Here is a 20,758-nt window from a genome sequence, read left to right on the forward strand (position 1 = left end):
CGCATTCAGCAGTTTCTCCGCCCCAACACGGGCGTGCGTTTGGGCTTGGAAAGTTGCGACGAGTACGGCAGATCAACTGATGCGCCGGTGGCTGGTCCGTAACCCCGGCCACCGGCGCCGGAATGGTTCATGGCGTTGCGAGGGCCTCGGTCGGTGGCAGGCGGGCGGCGCGGATGGCCGGGTAGAGGCCGGCGATGGCGCCGATCACCAGCGTCGCGGCGACGCCGCCGAGCATCGCCCACGCCGGCACTACGGTCGGCCAGTTCTGGGTTGCCGCGTAGCCGCCAGTGGCCGCGACGCCGAGCAGCACCCCGCCGATACCGCCGAGCGCGGACAGCAGCAGTGATTCGGCCACGAACTGGAGCCGCACCTGGCCGCGGGTGGCGCCGAGTGAGCGGCGCAGGCCGATCTCGGCACGCCGCTCCAGCACGGAGATCACCATCGTGTTGGCCACCCCGACCCCGCCGACCAGCAGCGCCACCGCACCGAGTCCCAGCAGCAAACCCGTGAACGCGCGGTCGGCCGCCTGGCGGGCGGCCAGCGCGTCGGACGGGCGGGAGACCCGAACCTCGTTGGGTGCCTGGGGGTTCGCGGTCGCGGCGAGCACGCCGCGCATCGCTTCGACGGACGCGTCGGACGCTCGCGTGTAGACGGTCGTCGGGTGACCATCGAAGTCCAAATAGGACTCCGCGGCCGGCCAGCCGACCAGTGCGGCGGTGTCCAGCTTGGGCGCGAGCAGTGCCGTGTCGAGAATGCCGACCACGGTGAACCACTGGCCACCGAGATGGACCTGGACACCCTCGCGTGCCGAGACGACGCCGAGCAGCGACGCGGCCTGCGAGCCGAGCACCACGGCCGGGTATTCGGCAGTGGCCGCGTTCAGCCACGCGCCGTCGGCCACCGTCACGCCCACTGTCTCCGGCAGGTCGAGGTGTGCGGCCTGAACCGACAGGCCCCTGGTCTCGACCTCCGGGATCCGGTCCGTGCGGTACACCTTCGTGTCCGGCACCTCGCCGAGCGCCGCCACTTCCTGTACCGGCTCGATGCGGCGGATCATGTCGACGGACTCGGTCGGCAGTGTGGAGGTGCCGCCCGTCATCGTGTTGCCGGGCGCGACGGTGAGCAGGTTCGTGCCGAGCGCGGCGAGTTGCCGGTCCAGCTCGGCGCGGCTCGACGACGACACCCCCACCACCGCGATCATCGCGGCGATCCCGATCGCGATGCCCAGCGCGGAAAGGAAAACCCGCAGTGGGCGGGTCCGCAGGCCGGCGCCTCCGACACGGAGGACGTCACGCGGGCGAAGGCGCGCTGGCGACAGCATCACACCACCGCCCCGTCACGCAGCCGGATCTGGCTGGGCAGGCTGCCGGCGATCTCCCGGTCGTGCGTGATCACCAGAACCGTGGTGCCGCCCTCGTGCAGTTCCCACAGCAGGTCCATCACGCCCGCACCGGAAGCGGAATCCAGGTTCCCGGTCGGCTCGTCGGCCAGCAGCAGCGCCGGCTCGCCGACGACCGCTCGATCGACCAGATGACGCGGGCCGCACGGCGTATCGCCGACTCCCCCGGCAGAGACCGCGGCCTGCACGAACGCATCGCCCTCGACGGGCCGCCGGACGAGGTCAAGCGGCTCGCCGACACCTTCGACCTGATGCTAGAACGGCTCGACCACTCCTTCGACGGGCAGCGGCGGTTCATCGCCAACGCCTCCCACGAGCTACGCACCCCGCTGACGCTCAACCGCACCCTGCTCGAGATCGCGGTGCGGCGTCGCGATGTCTCGGTGGAGGTCCGACAGCTCGGCGAGACACTGCTGGAGATCAACGGTCGGCACGAGCGGCTGATCGACGGCCTGCTCACGCTGGCCAAATCGGACCGCGAGCTGGGCGAACTGTCCTATGTGGACCTCGCGGACGTCGTGACGCACGTGGCCGCGCAACACCCGGCCGTGACCACGTCCGCCGACGAAGCCCCGGCCATGGGCAACGCGGTCCTGCTGGAACGACTCGTGCAGAACCTGGTGGAGAACGGCGTGCGCTACAACGTGCCGGACGGCTGGGTCCAGGTCACCAGCGGCACCCGGCCGGACGGACTGGTCGAGCTGGTGGTCACCAATACAGGGCCGGTGGTGCCGCCTTATGAGCTGCCCGGCCTGTTCGAGCCGTTCCGCCGGCTCACGACGGACCGGCAGGCCACCCGGATGGGTGCAGGGCTCGGGCTGTCGATCGTGCGTACGGTGGCCCACGCCCACCGCGGCCACGTGTACGCGCGGCCCCGCGACGGCGGCGGCCTGATCGTGAAAGTCACACTGCCGGTAGCCGGGCCCCTACAGAACCAGGCCACCGGAGTCGGAACCGGCCAAGACCTCCTCGTCCACCGCTCTTCGGCATGACAGCGCACTGACCACGTGGCCTTCGCGGCATGTGCGAGTGTTGGTCAGCACGACGGCAACCCGGCCAGGGGTGGCGAGGTCGTCGGCTCGGGCGATCAGTCGGCACCCAATGGCGATCTAACGAATTCGCAAGTGGTCGCGGCGCCCGAAGACGGGTCCGCACAGCCCTTGACCGATGCCACCGGCAACGGTTCGGTCAGCAGAACATCGACAATGATCGTCACCGCCAAAACGACATAGACGACGCATGCGACATAGTTCAGCACGGTCGCCACCTTCGTTTTGCCAGCAAAGCGTGCGTGAAAGACTCCCGCCAACAGTCCGATGGCTCCATAAAGAACCACTTCCATGAGCACGTCGACCGCCCCGAGCATCGCCATCTGCAAACCAGGACTCTTCGCGCTTCCCAGGAACTGCGGGAGTACCGCAAGGAAAAAGAGCATGATCTTCGGGTTCGTCAGACTGACGAACATGCCCCGCAGATACCACCTACCTGCCGTGATATCGCCATGCTCACTGATCGCTTGACGCGCGTTGCGCATCGTCGAGTACGCCAACCACAAGAGATATACCGCACCGAATATTCTCGCCGCGTCAAGTACTCACGGGTACGTTTGGGCGATCTTTCCCAGCCCGATGACGACGGCGGCGACGTAGACACTCATGCCTGTTCCGATGCCGAGGATCGCTTTCACCGCGGCCCGGCGACCGCCTTCGAGGCCCACTGCGAGCATGTAGGCCATGTCGGGCCCGGGCGGACCGAGAAAGAGCAGGATCATGGCGACATAGCCCGGCAATACCGTCAAATCCACCATCGTCGGACACCTCCGGCCCGGGCGCGGCGCGCGAAAGCTCCGCGGTGCCGGTAGCGACCACTCCGCACTGGAACGGCCGGACGCCCAACGCGGATCTTGGAGAGTTCCATGGGATCCCCAATCGAGATAGAACCATCTATGACGGTTCTATCATGTTTGCTCCACGGGGAAGCAACCGGCTATGCTGGTTCCATGTCCGTCGAGCAGTTCCCCGAGTTTCGTCTTGGCAGCGTCCTGGCGACCAGCTTCACGGGAACCCTGACGGAGCGGTGCGGCGAGCCACTGGAGCGCATTCCCGTGCCATCCCGGCTCGTGGACTGGTTGGCGATCAGCGGGCTCGCGGTCGACTCCTGCACCGAGTCCCAACTCGACCACGCTCGAGAACTACGGGAATCGATTCACGCGACCGCGACCGCCGTCGCGAACCAGAACCCGCTTCCCGCTTCGGCTGTCCGGGTCATCAACGCCTACAGCACACACGGCTTGGCCTCGGCGATCTTGACGACCGAAGGCAGCCGGGATTGGCGGCTGGGTTCCGCTTCGGTGGAAGACGCCCTCAGCGTGATCGCCGCCGACGCGATCAGCATCGTTTCCGGAGAACGCGACGGAAGGATGGCCTTGTGCGCATCGCCGACGTGCCGAGCCGCGTTCTTCGACACCAGCCGAAGCCGCACCCGTAGATGGTGCGATATGAACACCTGCGGGAATCGCGAGAAAAAGGCACGTTTCCTCGCCAACAAACGGAAGAACTCAAGCCCTGCCGGCTGACCGCGGCTCCTATAGACAACTCCGACCGTCGTCTCCCCCGCAGAAACATGTCCGCGAGATCGCCAGTCTCGATTGCGTTCTTCCGGAATTCTCTACGCGCAGAGCGATAGCGGGCAGGATCTCGTCGCTCATCCCCGCACGCTATCGGTAATTCCTTTGGCTCCTGATCCCGCCGACTCGATGAAGTCGTCGTGCGCGAGCCCTTTGATCCGGGCCGCCAACGTCACACTGTCGGCCGGCATGAGCGTGACCGATCCGTAGCTGCGCATGACGACGTACCGGCCACCGCCGGTATCCACAAAGGACAGTGGACGGACGGCGGTCAGTACCTCCCCGGCGGTTCCCGATCGCACCGCACTCGCCTGGCCGATCGCGCTCGCCCCCGACAGAACCCGCAGGAACCGTTCGGCGCCATCAGGATCCACGCCGTGCTCGATCAACGAGCGCGTCCCGTCACCGAGCCGCCCTGACCGCCGCCACATCCGGCCCGATCGAGCGAGGGCGAGTTCGGCCACGCGAAGGGGGCGACCGGCGCCCGGTGGGACATCGGGCAGAACCTCCAGCATGCCTTCCGCCATCCGCTTCGCGTTCATCCATCCCAGTTCCACGGTCTCGTTGCGCAGGACCATGCGCAGTGCCCGGCCCGTGGGCTGGGGGAAGCAGCCGATCCTGGTCTGTCCGGTGGCGTCGCTGTAGAGCAAGGACAGTGCGAAGTCGCGGTCGTCGACGGCTCGCAAAGCCTGGAGCAGGTCGCCGTCGAGGTTGTCCACGTCTCCGAGACTGTTGGAGGTCAGCCATCGATGGGCACGGGCCCGACACTCTCGTCGCTCCGCGTCGTCACGGCCGTGCCGGCGCACCACGAGCGGGAACGGCATCGGCCCGAGGCCGAGCCGTTCCCACAGCACCTCGTAGACCAGCACGGGGAGGGTCGGAAGACCCATCGTCACCAGGCTGCCGGTCACCTCAACCTTCCTGCCCGCCCGCCGGGGACGGGCAGGAAGGGCGAACGGCCTCCTCACCGGCCGCGGCGATCTGCAGGCGGGCTTGATCGACCACCACCAGCATGAGCGCTTCCGGTCCCAGCCCGGTCTCGGGCACCTTTTCCGGCCACGGCGGCCGACGACGGTTTTCGTCGATCAGAATTGCGGGCTCCCGGAGTCGAGGTGGCCGGTATCGCGCTGCGAGACGTCACTCGCGCGCAACCGCCAGGTTCCAGTGACTTGTACGGCCGACGCGCTGACCGTGCCCGTGGTGATCACGTCCGCCGCCGAGTCCGTCGCGTTGGGTTCTTCAGCCGGTAGATTACGCCGGAGGGTGCGACCAAGTCGAGGATCACGTCGCCGCCCGGGCCCGACTCTTGATCGGTGTCATGGTCGCGGACTGGCGGGCTTGCGGGCGGTGAAGATCAGATACTCGGGTCCACCGTGGGTGATGACGTCGTCGAAAAGGCCGATGAAGTCGTCCAGTTCCTGCTTGCCGTACTGGTTCGTCAGGTTTTCGAGATCTGCTTCGGTTCGCTCCCACCACATCTTGACGGACTTCTCGACATGACTGCTCGCGTCGAGAAGCTCGACTGGCTCCAGCCCGGCGCGGCGGAGCATCGGCGGGAACTCGTCGAACCGGTGGAACGAGCCGAGTGAATCGAGATCGCGGTACCGGTCGAGCACCTGCTGGCGTGCGGGAGTGACGGAGGCGTTGAGGCAGAAGTCCGCGGCGGTGAAGACGCCGCCGGGGCGGAGAACGCGGGCGATCTCACTCAACGCCGGAGCGCGATCCATGTGGATCAGCGACTCGATGGCGATGGCCGCGTCGAACGATTCGTCGGGGAACGGCAACTCCAGCGCGTCGGCCTGCTCGAACTTGACCTGTTCGGCCATGTTGTCAGCGCTTGCCCTGGCGTTGGCGTGTTCGATCTGGGTGGCGACGTTCGAGACACCGACCACGTGCGCGCCGGTCGTGCGGGCGAGCCGGATCGCCGGTCCGCCGATACCGCAGCCGAGATCGAGTACTCGGTCCCCCGGGCGCGCCCCGACCCGGTTGATGATCTGGTCGGTCAGGTTGTCCAGCGCCTGCTCGTAGGTCGTGCCGTCGTCGGCAGACGGCCAATAACCGTGGTGGAAGTTCGGTCCATACAGGCTGACGTACATGGCTTCGGCCTGCTCGTAATAGGCCTGAGCTTTCTGCGAGGCGGTTTCCGTGATCATGGTGAGCTCCTCCGCATCTTGCTTGGTATTCGGCCAGAGACGATGCCTCCACCATGCCCGACCATGTCAAGCTCTGCGCGCTGAAGAGCGGATGCTCGCTCCTTGTAATCCGAGTTTTTCCTTGTCATGGCGTAAATTCGCCTCGTGGTCTTCAGGTCTGGACCACTCGTTTTCACCGTGGGTACTCCACTCTACTGGCGGTATCGCCAAGAAAATACCTGTCGTATTCACGTCAGCGAGTGACGTATTTCCCCACTACCGTGTCCATCGGGTGATGTATTCCCCTGATGCGGGGCCCCGGCCTACCGATGGAAAACCGAGGCGACGAGAGGATGGATTCACCATGACAAGTCTGATGACGACATTGGCCGGCACACGAGAAACACCGGCGGCCAAACGATCATTGCGAGAAGTGATCGATCAGCTCCCGCAGATGAGCCCGGATGTCGATCTAGGCGACGACATCTCGCTGGCGCACGAAACGCTGTTAGCGCCTGAGGTGTCCGAAATGGACAAACGTGCCGTGCTGTTCAAGTGGCTCGGCCAGAAGCAACCGTGCCTGTTCGGGCGCCTGGCGATGCAGGGATCCGACGGCCCCAAGGGACTCGGCGCCAACGTGTGCTGGATCAGCGAGGACGACCTCGACGCGGGACGTGATCACGTCGCGGCGAAGATCCAGCGAGAGCGCCGCGAATGGAAGGACCGCGCCGAACGCGGCGAGAGCAGCGGATTCCTGATCATGGTCAACAGTAGGCACCTGGCTTACGCCCGTCCTGGGAAGGAACTCGTCGACGTCTGCGTGGAGCTGTCGAATCTCTACCTGGTCGAACACGCGCCCATCGAGCGGGACGTGATCTACACCGAAGCGGTCCCGTTCCGCCGTTCCGACGGGGTGCTGACCGTGTTCAAGGCCGGCTGCAACATCTTCTACTCCGGCGCCCACCGCACGGTCAACCACGATCGGCGCCTGCCCGGTGGACTGATGTTCTCGATGAACTCGCCGGGCCACTACGCCAATTCGCTGGCCAAGCGGGGATTGCAGGACTCGTTCGAGGCCGCGACCGACTTCGTCCGCGAGACGGCGTTCCGGTCGATCGGCAACGGCGGTATCGGGTGCCCGCACGTGCCCAGCGCGAGCTGGCACAACGAGGCGGCCGAAGAGCACCACGAGGTGCCTGAACGCAAGCGACCGCACTACATCCCGGACAACTTCGACCCGACCCGCTACTCCGCCGTCTATCACACCGACGTCCTCGTGCCCACCGACGTCACCAGTGATTCGCGGACGGTGCACGAATCCTTCGACGAGGTCGACGCGGAAGTCTGGCCGTATCTGATCCTCGACTACATCTCCACCGAGGAATTCCCGCCCGACCACGTCAATTATGGGTTGTTCCACGGGCATCCCATCGAAGAGTGCGCCCGGTACCACAACCCGTGGCCCCCGCGCGTAGCGCACAACAAGGAGCTCTTCGAGTACTGAGCTGACGACGCCGAGTACGCCGAATCAACCGGAAGGATGGCGCAATGACACCGACGACGTCCAAGGCACCTGAGGAGGCAATAGAAGGTGGTCCCGAGTGGGGCCGCAGCGTTCTGATGTGCTCACCCGAGCACTTCGACGTCACGTATTCCATCAACGTCTGGATGGACACGGACGTGAAGGTGGATTCCGATCGAGCATGGCGGCAATGGGACGAACTGGTGTCCACATTGGAGGCAGCCGGCACCGAGGTCCAGACCGTGCCGGCCGAGCCGGGGCTACCGGACATGGTCTTCACGGCCAACGCCGGCATCGTCGACGGCACAACGATTACTCCGGCCCGGATGAGCCGGTCCGAACGCGCTCCCGAGGTCGACCACGTCCGCGGTCGGTTCGAGGAACTGGGCTGGACGATCGAGCAGCCGCCCGCCGCGCCGCAGGAGGGCGCGGGTGACGCGGTGGCGTTCGCCGGCGGGCTCGTGGCCGGCTACGGCCCCCGGTCCTCCGCGTCGGCCTATGCCGACCTGCGGACGCGCCGCGGCTGGACGGTGACCGCGCTCGAACTCACCGATCCCCGTTACTACCACGTCGATTTGGGGATCTGCCCGCTCGACGATCGGACGGCGATGGTGGTGCCGGAGGCTTTCACCGCCACCGGCCGCGCCGCGCTGGCTGAGATCGTCGAGGACCCGGTGGTTCTGACGCCGGAGGAAGCGTCGGCGTTTTGCGCGAACGCCGTGGTGGCCGGGCGCACCGTGGTGATGCCGCACTGCACACCGAGGCTGGGCCGCGAACTCGAGCGCCGCGGCTTCGATCCGGCGGTATGCGATGTCTCCGAGTTCGGCAAGGCGGGCGGCGGCTGCCGCTGCCTGACCCTGGCCCTCGACGTGGAACTGGACCGTGCGACGGCTCCCCTCACCGCGGGGGTGGTGGGATGACGGTGGCCGCGTTCAGCCCCCGCATCGCGCGGTGGCTCCACGACCACGACCCGTCCACCCCCTGCCTGGTGCTCGACCTCGACGTGGTGACTCGGCGCTACCACGAACAACGGGCCGCGCTGCCGTACGCGACCCCGTACTACGCGGTCAAGGCGAGCCCGGAACCCGCGGTGATCGCCCTGCTGGTGAAGCTGGGAGCCTGCTTCGACGTCGCGAGCCGGGCCGAGATCGACCTGTGTCTGGACAACGGAGCCGATGCCGGCTCGCTGTCCTACGGCAACACCATCAAGAAGAGCGCGGATATCGCCTACGCCCACCGGCGAGGAGTGTCGATGTTCGTGTTCGACAACGTGCGCGAACTCGAAAAAATCGCCGACGCGGCCCCGGGGGCGGCGGTGTACTGCCGGTTGCTCAGTGAGAGCACCGGGGCGCGCTGGCGCCTTGGCGACAACTTCGGTTGTTCACTCGAGTACGCCGTGGAGCTGATGACACTCGCGGCGCAGCGAGGCCTGCGTCCCTACGGATTGTCCTTCCACGTCGGCTCCCAGCAACTCGAGCCGGCGCGGTGGGAGCCCAACATCGCCGCCGCGTCCGAGGCATTCGCGAAGCTGCGAGCCAACGACGTGGAGCTCGAGATGCTCAACCTCGGTGGTGGCTTTCCTGCCCGCTACGCCGAGCCGGTCCTCCCGATCAACCAGTTCGGGAAGGCGATCGAGCAGGCGCTCGACCGGTGGTTCCCCGGCGATCAGCGGCCACGAATCGTGACCGAACCCGGCCGTTCGCTCAGTGCCGAGGCCGGCGTGCTGCGCACCCAGGTGGTCTCGGTGCGCGAGCCGTTCGAGGGCGCCGAACGCTGGGTCTACCTGGACGCGGGTCGCTTCGGCGGGCTCGCCGAGACCGAGGGCGAGGCGATCCTGTATCGGGTCGAGACCGAGCGCGGCGGACCGACGCAGCCAGTGATCATGGCCGGACCGACCTGCGACAGCATCGACGTGATCTACCGCGACGCCGCCTACGCGTTGCCCAAAGAGCTCGAGATCGGTGACAGAGTCGACTTCCTCAGCGCCGGCGCCTACACCGCGAGCTATTCCTCGATCGGCTTCAACGGTTTCCCGCCGTTGCCGACGCATTGCATCGGAGGCGGATCATGACCGGAAACGCACGCCTTTCCGTCACTGGCCGGGTGCTGGTCCTTGGCTGTGGTTCGGTGTCCCAGTGCCTGCAGCCGCTGCTGCTCGCCCACCTGGACATGCCCCGCGACCGGCTGACCGTGCTGGACATGACCGACCGGCGCACGGAGATCCCGGACACGCTCGCCGCGGGGTGCCGGTTCGTTCAGCGGCAGCTGACCCCCGAGAACCTCGCCGAGACCCTCTCCGAGCAGGTCGGCCCCGGCGACGTGCTGGTGAACCTGACCTGGAACATCGGCACCGAAGACATCATCGGATGGTGCCACGACAACGGCGTGCTCTACGTCGACACCTCGGTCGAGCAGTGGGATCCCTACGCGGACATGAACGCCCGGCACCCGACCGACAAGACCCTCTTCGCCCGCCACCACGCACTGCGGCGCATGAGCCGGGACTGGGACAGCCGCGGCCCGACCGCGATCATCGAGCACGGCGCCAACCCGGGTCTGGTGAGCCACTGGACCAAGGTCGGGCTCGAAGATGTCGCCACGGCCATGCTCAAGGACGGCGTCGAGGACCTTCTGCGACGGGCCCGGATCGAGCAGGCGTTGGACGAGGGCGACCACGCGCGGATGGCGATGGAGACCGGGACCCGGGCCATCCACATCTCCGAGCGCGACACCCAGATCGGATCGTTGCCCAAAGAGCCGGAGGAGTTCGTCAACACCTGGTCGGTCGAGGGCTTCTACGAGGAAGGGGTCGCTCCCGCCGAACTCGGGTGGGGCACCCACGAGCGTGAGCTGCCGCCGGCGGCGGTGGTCCCGGAGGACGGCATCGGCAACCAGATCTGCCTCGCCCGTCCGGGTATGGCCACCTGGGTGCGCTCGTGGGTGCCCTCGTCGGGCCCGATAGAAGGGATGCTGATCCGGCACGGCGAAGCAGTGACGATCAGCGACCATCTCACCGTCACCGATGACGACGGGAAAGTCGCCTACCGTCCGACGGTGCACTACGCCTACCTACCCACTGACGCGGCGCTGGCCTCGGTGCACGAGTGCAAGATGCGGGGGTTCCGGCTCCAAGAGCGCCAGCGGATCATGACCGACGAGATCATCAGCGGCGCCGACGAACTCGGCGTGCTGCTGCTCGGCCATGACCTCGGGGCATGGTGGACCGGCTCGCAACTGACCATCGAGGAGACCCGCGAGCTGGTGAGCGGGCAGAACGCCACCACCCTTCAGGTCGCGGCCTCCGTTCTGGCGGCGGTGTTCGCCGCCGTGCGCCACCCGGAGCGGGGACTGTGCAGGCCCGACGACCTCGATCACCACGAGATCCTCGCGATCGCCGATCCCTATCTCGGCCCCACCCCGTCGGTCCGCAGCGACTGGACCCCCCAGGCGACCGGGCCGGGCCCGTTCGACGACTACCTCGGCGTGACCCCGCCCGACGACCCGTGGCAGTTCTCCAACGTTCTCGTGTCGTGATCCCCGCCGCCCCGCCGCGGCCCACCGCGGCGGGACGGCGCTCCCGTTCAAACTGCATGACTGCGTCAGTCATATATAGTGGAGCCATGGATGACCGGACCGCGAACCTCTTCGCCGCGCTCGTCGTGGCGCTGTCCGACGAGCTCGAGGCGGGCAGCGGGCACGTCGCGGGTCAGTCGACGGTCGGCACGGCCGCCCTCGCGACACTGCTGTCGGCGCCGGGAGCCCGGGTCGACGCCCTCGGCCGGGTTCTCGGGCTCACCGGCTCCGGCGCGGTCCGTCTTGTCGACCGGCTTGTCGCGGCGGAACTGGTCGAACGCCGCCGCGACACCACCGACCAGCGCGGTGTCACGCTCTGGTTGACCGATCAGGGTCGTGCCGCGGCCACGGACGTCGTGACGCGGCGCCGTGAGGTGGTGGCGCGTGTCCTCGCCCCGCTGAGCGACGCCCAGCGCGCCGCTGTCGCCGAGGCCACGGAGCCGGTGCTCGCTCATCTGGTCAAGGACCGGTCCCGCGCGGATCGCGTGTGCCGGTTCTGCGACTACTCCGTATGCCCCCCGGCCGACTGTCCCGTCGAAAGTTCGGTGCCATAACGGGTTCCACCACTGGCCACCGATCGAGAGAGGAGCAGGTGATGAGCGCCAATGCCACGTCGGCGCAGCACGTCGACGACGTGACGATCCACCCGGCCGAGCCCGACCGATGGGACGACGTCGTGGAGGCGTTCGGCAGCAACGGAGGCTGCGAGGGTTGCTGGTGCATGTACTGGCGGGTGCCCTCGGGACCCGAGTACGACCGGATGCGGGGCGCGCCCGCGCGAGCCGAGTTCTCCCGTCTGGTGCGCGAGGGCGAGGTGCCCGGGCTACTGGCCTACCACGACGGGCATCCGGTGGGGTGGTGTGCGGTGGCGCCGCGCCCCGCGTATGTGCGGCTGCGCAGCTCGCGGACCCTGCGCCCGGCCGAGCCTGACGACACTGGTGTGTGGGCGGTGCCGTGCTTTTACATCAAGAACGGGCATCGCCGCCACGGCGTCGCCGACCAGTTGCTCGCCGCCGCGGTCCGCCACGCGGAGCGGCACGGCGCGCACACCCTTGAGGCCTACCCCACCGATTCCGAGCATCGCCGCTACTCGTCCGGGGAATTGCACATGGGCACCGTGGACCTGTTCACGCGTCATGGGTTCACCGAGACCGAACGCCCCTCGCCAGGACGAGTCATCATGCGGCGCGGCCTGGCCTGACCATCACGTCTGGAGGCGAACAGCAATGCGAGTGATCGGTGCGCCATTCAGCTCTGCCGGCCGGATGGACCACGAAGCTCTGGCGCCGAAGGCGCTACGCGACGCCGGGCTCATCGAACGACTGCGCGCCGCCCTCGGGCCCGACGAACCGGTCACCGACGGCGGCAACGTCGCCATCGGCACCTCGGCGGCCTGCGACCACCGCGACGGGCACTCGGGACTGCGATCCCTTCCAGGGCTTGAGGCCGTGACCGCCACCACGCGTTCTGCGGTAGCCGCGACCCTGCTCGACGGGGATCGGCCCTTGGTGCTCGGCGGGGACTGCGCGATCCTGCCCGGCTGCCTGCGCGGGGCCCAGGACGCGCTCGGCGACGACCAGGTAGGGCTGCTGTTCATTGATGGCCACGAAGACGCTTGGCCACCGCACGAGTCCGACACCGGCGAGGCCGCCGACAGCGAACTCGGGTTCCTGCTGGGGCAGCATCGCGAACAGCTGCCGGCGTCGCTCGAGTCCCAGTTCCCTGTGCTCGACGAAAGCGCCGTGGTCGCGTTGGGCCCCCGCGACGGCGCCGAGATCGCCGGCGCCAGTGACGTCCCGTCGCTGGCCGAACGGATCAGGCTGATCACGGCGCGGCAGCTCACCATCGGCGAGGACAGCGCCGCCGAGTACGCGCGGAAGGCGTTGGCCCGCATCCGCGCCCACGCCGCGCATTGGTGGCTGCACATCGACCTCGACGTGCTGTCGAGCGACGCACTGGACGCGGTGAGCTACCCCCAGCCAGGCGGGCTGGACTGGAACCAGCTCAGCGAACTCGCCGCCACCGCGCTCGGTGAGCCAGGGTGCGTCGGCATCACCGTGTGCGTCTACGACCCGGATCGTGACCCGGACGGAACAGGCGCGCAGCGCATTCTCGACTGGGTCGGGTCCCTTCTGACGACCTGCCCTCCAGCATCGCCTCCACCGAAGTCGACCGACCGGCCGATGAGCGAAGCCGCCATCTGGGCGAACATGACACCATGTCCAACGAATCCCACCGCACCCTGAACCTGCTCGGCGCGGTCGTGACCGGAGTGCACGACCAGCTCGCGTCCGCGGTCGAGACCGCGGCCGGCCGTAGTGGCGCGCTCGCGGCGACGCTGGCCATGACCGCTCAGTACGAAGGTCTCACCATGAGCACCCTGCAGCGGTTCCTGGGCGTCAGCCGCCCGGCCACGATTCGCCTCGTCAATCTGCTCGAGAGCGATGGTCTCGCCGTGCGGCGCAATCTCGACGATGACCGTCGGACGACCTCGGTGGTGCTGACCGACGCCGGCCATCGCGAGGCCCGACGCGTCCTCGCCGCCCGCCGCTCGGTACTGGAGCATCTGCTGCCCGAATCGAGCAAGCAGGAACGCGTCGTGCTCGACCGCCTCCTCGAACGGATATTGACCGCGATGATCACTCACCCGTCCCGGGGGTATGAGGTGTGCCGGCTCTGCGACATCAGCACCTGCCCACCGTCGCGCTGCCCAGTGGAAACCGCGGTCGTCGCCATGGAACCCGACGCCCCCGAGGGGCTTCTGCATTCGGAGAACGAACGTTTGACCTGATCGAAGGGAGACCGTCGTGTCGGAGAACCCGAGGGAAACAGGAACCGCGCATTCGAGCCGGGCAGGCCCGAGGGAATGGACGGGCCTCGCGGTCCTCGCCCTGCCGACGATGTTGCTCGGGCTCGACGTGACCCTGCTCTACCTCGCCCTTCCGGCCCTCTCGGTCGACCTGCGGCCCACCGGCACCCAAGCGCTGTGGATCCTCGACTCCTACGGGCTCGTGATCGCCGGGCTGCTGGTCACCATGGGCGCGATCGGAGACCGCCTCGGTCGCCGCCGCCTGCTCATGATCGGCACCGCGGCGTTCGCCATCGTCTCGATCGTCGCCGCCTTCGCCCCCAGCGCTGAGATCCTCATCGCGGCACGGGCCCTGCTGGGCGTGGCGGGCGCGACGCTCATGCCCTCCTGCCTCGCCCTGATCACCAACATGTTCACCGACGCCCGCCAACGAGCACTGGCGATCGGCGTCTGGGCGACCACCTTCGCCCTCGGCATGGCCGCCGGCCCACTTGTCGGCGGCGTGCTACTGGAGGCTTTCTGGTGGGGCTCGGCGTTCCTTCTCGCACTTCCCATCGCCGCGCTCGTGCTGCTGACCGCACCGGTGCTGCTGCCGGAGTACCGCGCCGAGGGCACCTGGCGGGTCGACCTGCTCAGCGTCGCACTCTCGCTGGGCGCCATCCTTCCCCTGGTCTACGCGATCAAGCACGCGGCCGCCCACGGCTTCGACACCCAGACCACCGTCACCCTGGTGGCCAGCGTGGTCTTCACCCTCGCCTTCGTCCGCCGCCAGCGCCGTCTGAGCGACCCGCTGCTCGACGTCGCGCTGTTCACCAATCGCGCCTCCGGCACCGCCCTTGGTGTCCTGCTCGTGGGACTCGTCGGCGTCGGCGGTGCGCTGTATCTGGTCACCCAGCACCTGCAACTCGTCGAAGAGCTCACCCCGCTGGCCGCGGGCGCGTGGATGGGCCCACCCGCCCTGGCGATGGTCGTGGCCGCCATCGGCGCTCCCCTGATCGCGCGTCGCGTGCGACCCGGCTACGTCGTCTCGGGCACCCTCGTCCTGTCCGTCCTCGGCTACGTTCTGCTCACCCAGGTGGAGGGCCCTGGCAGCATCGGCCTGATCGTGGCCGGATTCGCTCTGGTCTACCTCGGATTCGGAGCGGTGGGAGCGCTCGGCTCCGACCTGGTGGTCGGCACCACCCCCGCTCATCGAGCCGGCTCCGCCGCCGCGATGTCCGAGACCGTCCAGGAACTCGGCGTCGCCATGGGTGTGGCCATGCTGGGCAGCCTGACCACCCTGGTGTACCGCGATCAGATGCGCTTCACCGATGGGCCCGATGGCGCCGCCTCCGCGGTCGGCGAGAGCTTGGCCGAGGCCAAGTCCACGCCCGAGGTCCCTCCCCCGCTGCTGGCGCAGGCCAAAGAAGCCTTCACCTCCGGGCTCAACATCTCCGCCACTATCACCGGCGCCGTCATTCTCGCGCTGGCCATCCTGGCCGCGGTCGTTCTACGGCACATCCCGGCCACCGGCGAGTCGGTTCCCGCCGAGCCTTCCGAATCGGCCGACGACGGGACGCGTGACAGCGTGAGCACACGCGGAAAGCTTTCCTGAATGCCTCATTCAGAGCCGAGCGGGGAAGTCAAGATGTCGAGTTCGGGAGCGGTGCCGGACCTCGGCCCTCACTGTGTGGATTTTGGTGCGTTGGATGACCCAAAATCCACACAGTCCCGCACGAGGAGTCCCGGTGACCACCAGATCCAGAGGGGTGTGTGGAAATAGGGACACTCAACGTCCCTATTTCCACACACCCCTCACCCGACGCCACCTTTGCCTTGTCCCTCAATAGAACCCGGATCCCCCAAGCCCCCTGCCGTCCACCCCCTTCGGACAGCCGACGATGCCCAGTCAAAACACCAGGAGCGCCACCGACCAGCGAAGGCAACTTTGCCGGGACGCTGGGGACACCCAACGCCCCCAAATCTTCCCAGCAACAACAAAAACGTACATATCGGGAGCAATCGGACAGATCGCCCTGAGCTGCGGCCGAAGTTCGCGTCACCCACATTGGTATCAACCGGCACACGACCCGGTAAATCCTGGACTGTTCGCCCGCCGCGGGAATTGTCTGTATTTACGCTCGGCGCCATGCACACCGTATTCGCGGCCGCGTTGCGCGAAGGTGACTGGTTCTGGCACGAACCCTGGCCAGGCCACCGCTCCGCTCTGCTCCAGGCCGCAGCAGTACTGGTCACTGACACGACGGTGCAGATCAGCACCACCGACGGCAAACGCGAACTCGTCAACTACCGCCACGACCGGCCCATCGAGCTTGCCTCGCAGCACGAACGTCAGATCACTGAACCCTCGAGCGAGGACACTCCGACGCGACACGCCAGCATCACGTAGCCCAGTCTCCTGCTGCCGCGACCAGTGAAAGCGGTTGCTCATGACACTAGGTATTCGGCGTTGCGGTGTGTCCGACGACGTCGTCGACGTCATTTCTCCGACCGTGTTCGAATTCGGTGACGAAGACGTTTTCGGGCAGGTTGCGCCGGATCCTGGTGGTGATCCGGTCGATGTCGCCGCGTTCGGCGGGTGGTAATGGCGCTCCCGCTGCTTTCCTGAGTGTGGTGGCCGCGCCGAGCAGACGGGCGGCACGGTGGTGATGGCCGGTGAGCGAGTGCGCTCCGGCCAGTCCTTCCAGTGCGAGCGCGATCGCCCGTTGGTCGCCGGTGGCCTGTGCCGCGGTGTAACCGTCGAGATGCAGGGCGAGTGCCGTCGACGCGTCGCCGCGTTGTTCCGCGATGAAGCCGAGTTCGGCCAGGATCAGTGCGAGGCCGGGGGTTCCGTTCCAGCGTCGGCACCAGTCGAGCCAGTTTCGCAGATGTGTTTCGGCGGTATCGAGTTCGCCTTGCCTGCGTGCGCCGAGCCCGAGGCCGACTTCGGCGTGTTGGACGCCCCACTGGTGGGACTGTTCCGCGGCCAGTCGCATCGCTCGGGTGTGGAACTCCTCCGCTGTGCCGTAGTCGCCTGCCAGCAGGGCGCTGCGGCCGAGTCCGGACAGTTCGTACGCCGCCTCGGTCCACAACCCGAGTTCTTCGGCGTTGCGCAGGCCCTCCCGGCGAAGACGTGCGGCGTCTTCGTAGTCGCCACTGATTTCGGACAGCGTGGCGAGGCGCTGCCTGGCCTTCAGTTGCCCCCAGCTGTCGCCGAGCTGCTCGAAAAGGGTCAGGCTTCGACGGCCGAGTCGGCCGGCTTCGGCAATGTCACCTTTGGCCAGTGCGAACGTATGCGTGATCAGGACGGCCGCGACGCCCCAGTTGTCGTCGGCGGCGCGATAGGCCGCCAGAAGCCGGTCGATCCGGTCACCGGTCGTTGCCGGGGCATCGAAACCGCTCTGCGCGAAGCCGAGGAACCAGTCGGCCCACGCTCGCACGGCAGGGTCGGCGACGGCGTCGTTCACCGTGTCCAGCACACCGCTCGGAACGACCGTGTCCGGATCGGTGGCATCGCGGATCAGCAGTGAGATACCTGCTTGCCATACGGCCGACACGGCTCTCGTCGCGGCGGGCGCCGACCCGTGGCGGGTCAAGACCAGGTTCAGCATTCGGCGTGCTTCGCCGAGCCTGCCGCGCAGGAACCAGTACCAGCCCAGCGCGTTGACCAGCCGGAGAGCCAATTCCGCTTCGTCGTGCTGGATCGCTTCGTCCAGCGCCCGGTGGAGATTGGCGGTCTCGGTGTCGAGGCGACGCAACCAGTGTCGTTGCTGTCCGCTTCGCAGGTGTGGCTCGGCGCGTTCGGCGAGTTCGGTGTAGTACCGGCGGTGCAGCTGCCGGATCCGTTCGGACTCACCCGCTTCGTCGAGGTGTTCGTGGCTGTAGGCCGCGACGGATTCGAGTAGCCGGTACCGAGGGCCGTCCGCGGTCTCGGTCATGACGACCAGCGAACGGTCCACCAACCGGGCAAGCAGATCGAGAACCTCCCCCGCCCGCACTCCCCCGCCCGCACAGACGGTTTCGGCCGCCTCGATGGTGCAGCCTCCGGAGTGGACGGACAGGCGGCGCAGGACGACGCGTTCGGCCTCGGTGAGCAGTTCCCAGCTCCAGTCGATCATCGCCCGCAACGTCCGCTGACGGGCCGGTGCTCCCCGGTTCCCGCCTGCCAGCAACCGGAACCGGTCGTCCACTCGCGCGGCCAGTTCCCGCGCGCCCAGTGCCCGGATCCGAGTGGCGGCCAGTTCCAAAGCGAGAGGAATTCCGTCGAGCCGTCGGCAGATCGTGGCGACGGCGTCGGCGTTGTCGGTGGTCAGGTCGAACCCGGGCACGGCGGCGCTCGCTCGTGCCAGGAACAGCCGGACCGCGCTGGACTCGCGCACGGCTTCGATCGCCGCCCCGGGGGCCGGTGGCTCCAGCGGCGACACGGGCCACACCTGCTCCCCGTCGACCGCGAGCGGTTGACGGCTGGTCGCCAGGATTCGCAGGCCCGGTGCGGTCGACAGCAGTCGTCCGACGAGTTCGGCGGCCGACTCGGTCACGTGCTCGCAGTTGTCCAGTACCAGCAGGAGCTGCTTCGTCCGCAGAGCGCCGGTGAGCCGATCGAGCGAGGAAACGGGACCGGTGGAGGGAAACAGGGCAGTTGTGGCGTCGTCTCGGAGGCCGAGGACCGCAGCCACCAGGTCGGTCAGTTCCGCTGACGTCCTCGGATCGCCCTGGCGATCCAGCATGGCCAGTTCGACCAGCCAAACGCCGTCGGGGAAGGCATCGACCAACCGGCCCGCCGTTTCCACTGCCAGCCGCGTTTTGCCGACACCGCCAGGGCCGGTCAGTGTCACCAACCGGTCCGTGCCCAGCTCCGAGCGCACCGCGCCGACGACGTCCGCTCTGCCGATCAGGGCGCTCAGCGGGATGGGCAGATTGGTTCGCGGCGCGACGCCGGAGGTAAAGCTGAGGTGGGTGGCCTGTTCCAGGATCGACTGGTGGAGGGCGGCCAGCTCGGGCCCGGGGTCCAAGCCCAGTTCCTCGGCCAGCCGCTGGCGAAGCCCGCTGTAGGCGGCCAGTGCCTCAGCTTGGCGCCCCGCAAGGTAGAGCGCACGCATGTGGACCGCGCACAGGCGTTCCCGCAGAGGGTATCGAGCCACCAGTTCGCCGAGCTCGCCGACGAGCGCGGCGGCGAGCCGGTCGTCAGACTCCAGTCTCGCCTCAGCCTGTTCTTCGAGGGCGACCAACCGCTCCTCCTCAAGACGTCGAGTGAGGTGCCTGGCGAACTCCTCGTCCTGGAAGTCGGCGAAGGCCTGCCCGCGCCACAGCCGCAGGGCCTCCGACAACAGCCCCGCCCGGGTCCGGGCGTCGTCGCTGATTCGCGCCTGCGCGGTCAGGTCCCGGAACCGGCCCAGATCCACCATGGCCGGATCGACCCGCAGCAGATATCCGGGCGGCTGGGACACCACCAGGTCCCGCCCTCCCGGCTCGGCGTCTTCCAACGCTCGCCGGAGTTGCCAGACCCTCGTCTGCAAGGTCTTCCTGGGGTTGAGCGGAAGCTGCTCGCCCCACAGATCGTCGATGAGCCGATCGGCCGACACCGGTCGTCCCTCGTGGATCAGCAAGTCCGCCAGCAGAGCACGGACCTTCGACTCCCTGACGTCGACCGGAGTCCCGTCCGCCGTCCACACGGCCAGCGGACCGAGCACTCCGAAACGCACGGCACCACGGTAACCGGCGGGCCTGCGGCCGACTCGACGCGCACCCGACCTAGACCGGACCTAGACCGGACCTGGGGTGTCCCCTCCCAGAGTGGTGGTCACAGACCGAATGGAGTTTTGAGTGAACGAGCACGACCCACCCGTCCCGGTGACGGTCATCGGCCTCGGCGCGATGGGCAAGGCGCTGGCCGCCGCGTTCCTGGCCGCCGGCCACCCCACCACCGTCTGGAACCGCTCGGCGGGCAAGGCCGACAGTCTCGTCGCGGACGGCGCGACGCGGGCGGCCACGATCACCGAGGCGGTCACGGCCAGCCCTCTGGTGGTCGTCTGTCTGCTGGATTACCCGGTCCTGCACGAGATCCTCGATCCGGTCGGCGACGCCTTGGCCGGTCGAGCGCTGGTGAACCTCACCAACGGCACTCCGGACCAGGCCCGCGAGACCGCGACCTGGGCGACCGAGCGCGGCGCCGACTACCTCGACGGCGGCATCATGGCCGTGCCTCCGATGATCGGCCAGCCGGAAGCCTTCGTCCTTTACAGCGGCTCACGGCCCGTCTTCGACCAGTACGAGCAGGCGCTGAACAGGCTGGGCATCGCCAAGTACGTCGGCGCCGCCGCAGGGTTGGCGTCGCTCTACGACCTGGCCCTGCTCAGCGCGATGTACGGCCAGTTCGCCGGAGCGAGCCACGCACTCGCCCTCGTCGGCACGGAGAAGGCCGATCTCGCGGACTTCGCCTCGTCCCTGCTCGGGCCCTGGCTGACCGCGGCGACCGTCGCGCTGCCCCTGCTCGTCCAGCAAAACGGCACCAGCACGCAGGCTGCCGCGGAATCCGATTCCCCGCCGGACATGCAGACGGTGGCCATCGCCAACATCGTCACGGCCAGCAACGCCCAGAACGTCGACAGAGCCCTGCTCTCCCACCTGCTCATCCCCCTGCGAGACCTCATCGGCCCGCCGGCTCATGGCCGCGGTCTCGCCGACATGGTCGACCTGATCAAGAAACCCGTGGAGTAGA

The 20,758-nt window shown here is 67.8% G+C and carries 17 protein-coding genes and 1 pseudogene; 13 read left to right on the plus strand and 5 right to left on the minus strand.

The features are described 5' to 3' along the window. Positions 1 to 127: 127 nt before the first annotated feature. Complete coding sequence (locus tag ACLARN_RS16055; protein WP_409492196.1) at positions 128 to 1,321, minus strand: ABC transporter permease; 1,194 nt, start codon at positions 1,319 to 1,321, stop codon at positions 128 to 130. Positions 1,322 to 1,416: 95 nt separating this feature from the next. Between ACLARN_RS16055 and ACLARN_RS16060 the strand changes: the two genes are divergently transcribed. Continuing rightward, positions 1,417 to 2,391: a sensor histidine kinase gene (locus ACLARN_RS16060; RefSeq protein ID WP_409492197.1), complete on the plus strand. Its 975-nt coding sequence runs from the start codon at positions 1,417 to 1,419 to the stop codon at positions 2,389 to 2,391. 95 nt (positions 2,392 to 2,486) lie between these two features. Here the strand turns inward: ACLARN_RS16060 and ACLARN_RS16065 are convergent. Then, a pseudogene (locus ACLARN_RS16065) lies at positions 2,487 to 3,206 on the minus strand (LysE family translocator). 192 nt (positions 3,207 to 3,398) lie between these two features. On the opposite strand from ACLARN_RS16065, the gene ACLARN_RS16070 reads away from it, so the two are divergent. Then, complete coding sequence (locus ACLARN_RS16070; protein ID WP_409492198.1) at positions 3,399 to 3,974, plus strand: CGNR zinc finger domain-containing protein; 576 nt, start codon at positions 3,399 to 3,401, stop codon at positions 3,972 to 3,974. A gap of 128 nt (positions 3,975 to 4,102) precedes the next feature. Here ACLARN_RS16070 and ACLARN_RS16075 read toward each other — a convergent pair whose 3' ends face one another. Then, the gene (locus ACLARN_RS16075; RefSeq protein ID WP_409492199.1) at positions 4,103 to 4,915 is read right to left on the minus strand and encodes an ESX secretion-associated protein EspG; all 813 of its coding nucleotides are present in this window, start codon (positions 4,913 to 4,915) and stop codon (positions 4,103 to 4,105) included. A gap of 426 nt (positions 4,916 to 5,341) precedes the next feature. Continuing rightward, the gene (locus ACLARN_RS16080) at positions 5,342 to 6,178 is read right to left on the minus strand and encodes a methyltransferase domain-containing protein (protein ID WP_409492200.1); all 837 of its coding nucleotides are present in this window, start codon (positions 6,176 to 6,178) and stop codon (positions 5,342 to 5,344) included. 412 nt (positions 6,179 to 6,590) lie between these two features. On the opposite strand from ACLARN_RS16080, the gene ACLARN_RS16085 reads away from it, so the two are divergent. From ACLARN_RS16085 to ACLARN_RS16130, 10 genes are all read left to right on the plus strand, one after another. Beyond that, positions 6,591 to 7,661: a hypothetical protein gene (locus ACLARN_RS16085; RefSeq protein WP_409492201.1), complete on the plus strand. Its 1,071-nt coding sequence runs from the start codon at positions 6,591 to 6,593 to the stop codon at positions 7,659 to 7,661. A 44-nt stretch (positions 7,662 to 7,705) separates the two neighbouring features. Beyond that, entirely contained in the window at positions 7,706 to 8,599 is an 894-nt protein-coding gene (locus ACLARN_RS16090; RefSeq protein ID WP_409492202.1) for a dimethylarginine dimethylaminohydrolase family protein, read from the plus strand. Then, positions 8,596 to 9,750, plus strand: a complete 1,155-nt coding sequence (locus ACLARN_RS16095; RefSeq protein ID WP_409492203.1) for a type III PLP-dependent enzyme — start codon at positions 8,596 to 8,598, stop codon at positions 9,748 to 9,750. Before ACLARN_RS16090 ends, ACLARN_RS16095 begins: the two co-directional genes overlap by 4 nt. Next, the gene (locus ACLARN_RS16100; protein WP_409492204.1) at positions 9,747 to 11,213 is read left to right on the plus strand and encodes a saccharopine dehydrogenase C-terminal domain-containing protein; all 1,467 of its coding nucleotides are present in this window, start codon (positions 9,747 to 9,749) and stop codon (positions 11,211 to 11,213) included. The genes ACLARN_RS16095 and ACLARN_RS16100 overlap by 4 nt, the downstream gene beginning before the upstream one ends. Before the next feature lie 86 nt (positions 11,214 to 11,299). Next, positions 11,300 to 11,806: a MarR family winged helix-turn-helix transcriptional regulator gene (locus ACLARN_RS16105; RefSeq protein ID WP_409492205.1), complete on the plus strand. Its 507-nt coding sequence runs from the start codon at positions 11,300 to 11,302 to the stop codon at positions 11,804 to 11,806. A 41-nt stretch (positions 11,807 to 11,847) separates the two neighbouring features. After that, positions 11,848 to 12,453, plus strand: a complete 606-nt coding sequence (locus ACLARN_RS16110; protein WP_409492206.1) for an N-acetyltransferase family protein — start codon at positions 11,848 to 11,850, stop codon at positions 12,451 to 12,453. Positions 12,454 to 12,478: 25 nt separating this feature from the next. Further along, entirely contained in the window at positions 12,479 to 13,498 is a 1,020-nt protein-coding gene (locus ACLARN_RS16115; RefSeq protein WP_409492207.1) for an arginase family protein, read from the plus strand. Further along, positions 13,471 to 14,043: a MarR family winged helix-turn-helix transcriptional regulator gene (locus ACLARN_RS16120; protein WP_409492208.1), complete on the plus strand. Its 573-nt coding sequence runs from the start codon at positions 13,471 to 13,473 to the stop codon at positions 14,041 to 14,043. Before ACLARN_RS16115 ends, ACLARN_RS16120 begins: the two co-directional genes overlap by 28 nt. A 109-nt stretch (positions 14,044 to 14,152) precedes the next feature. Continuing rightward, positions 14,153 to 15,655 (plus strand): MFS transporter, encoded by a 1,503-nt coding sequence (locus tag ACLARN_RS16125; RefSeq protein WP_409492402.1) that lies wholly within the window; start codon positions 14,153 to 14,155, stop codon positions 15,653 to 15,655. Between the two features lie 534 nt (positions 15,656 to 16,189). Then, the gene (locus ACLARN_RS16130; protein ID WP_409492209.1) at positions 16,190 to 16,450 is read left to right on the plus strand and encodes a hypothetical protein; all 261 of its coding nucleotides are present in this window, start codon (positions 16,190 to 16,192) and stop codon (positions 16,448 to 16,450) included. A gap of 46 nt (positions 16,451 to 16,496) precedes the next feature. Here the strand turns inward: ACLARN_RS16130 and ACLARN_RS16135 are convergent, their stop codons facing one another. Beyond that, entirely contained in the window at positions 16,497 to 19,742 is a 3,246-nt protein-coding gene (locus ACLARN_RS16135; RefSeq protein ID WP_409492210.1) for a BTAD domain-containing putative transcriptional regulator, read from the minus strand. Positions 19,743 to 19,863: 121 nt separating this feature from the next. Here ACLARN_RS16135 and ACLARN_RS16140 point away from each other — a divergent pair, with 121 nt between their 5' ends. After that, a complete protein-coding gene (locus ACLARN_RS16140) occupies positions 19,864 to 20,757 on the plus strand; it encodes an NAD(P)-dependent oxidoreductase (RefSeq protein WP_409492211.1) in 894 nt (297 codons plus the stop codon). Position 20,758 lies beyond the last annotated feature (1 nt).

This window comes from Amycolatopsis sp. cmx-11-12, assembly GCF_046269425.1.
In the GTDB taxonomy this organism is placed as follows: Bacteria; Actinomycetota; Actinomycetes; order Mycobacteriales; family Pseudonocardiaceae; genus Amycolatopsis.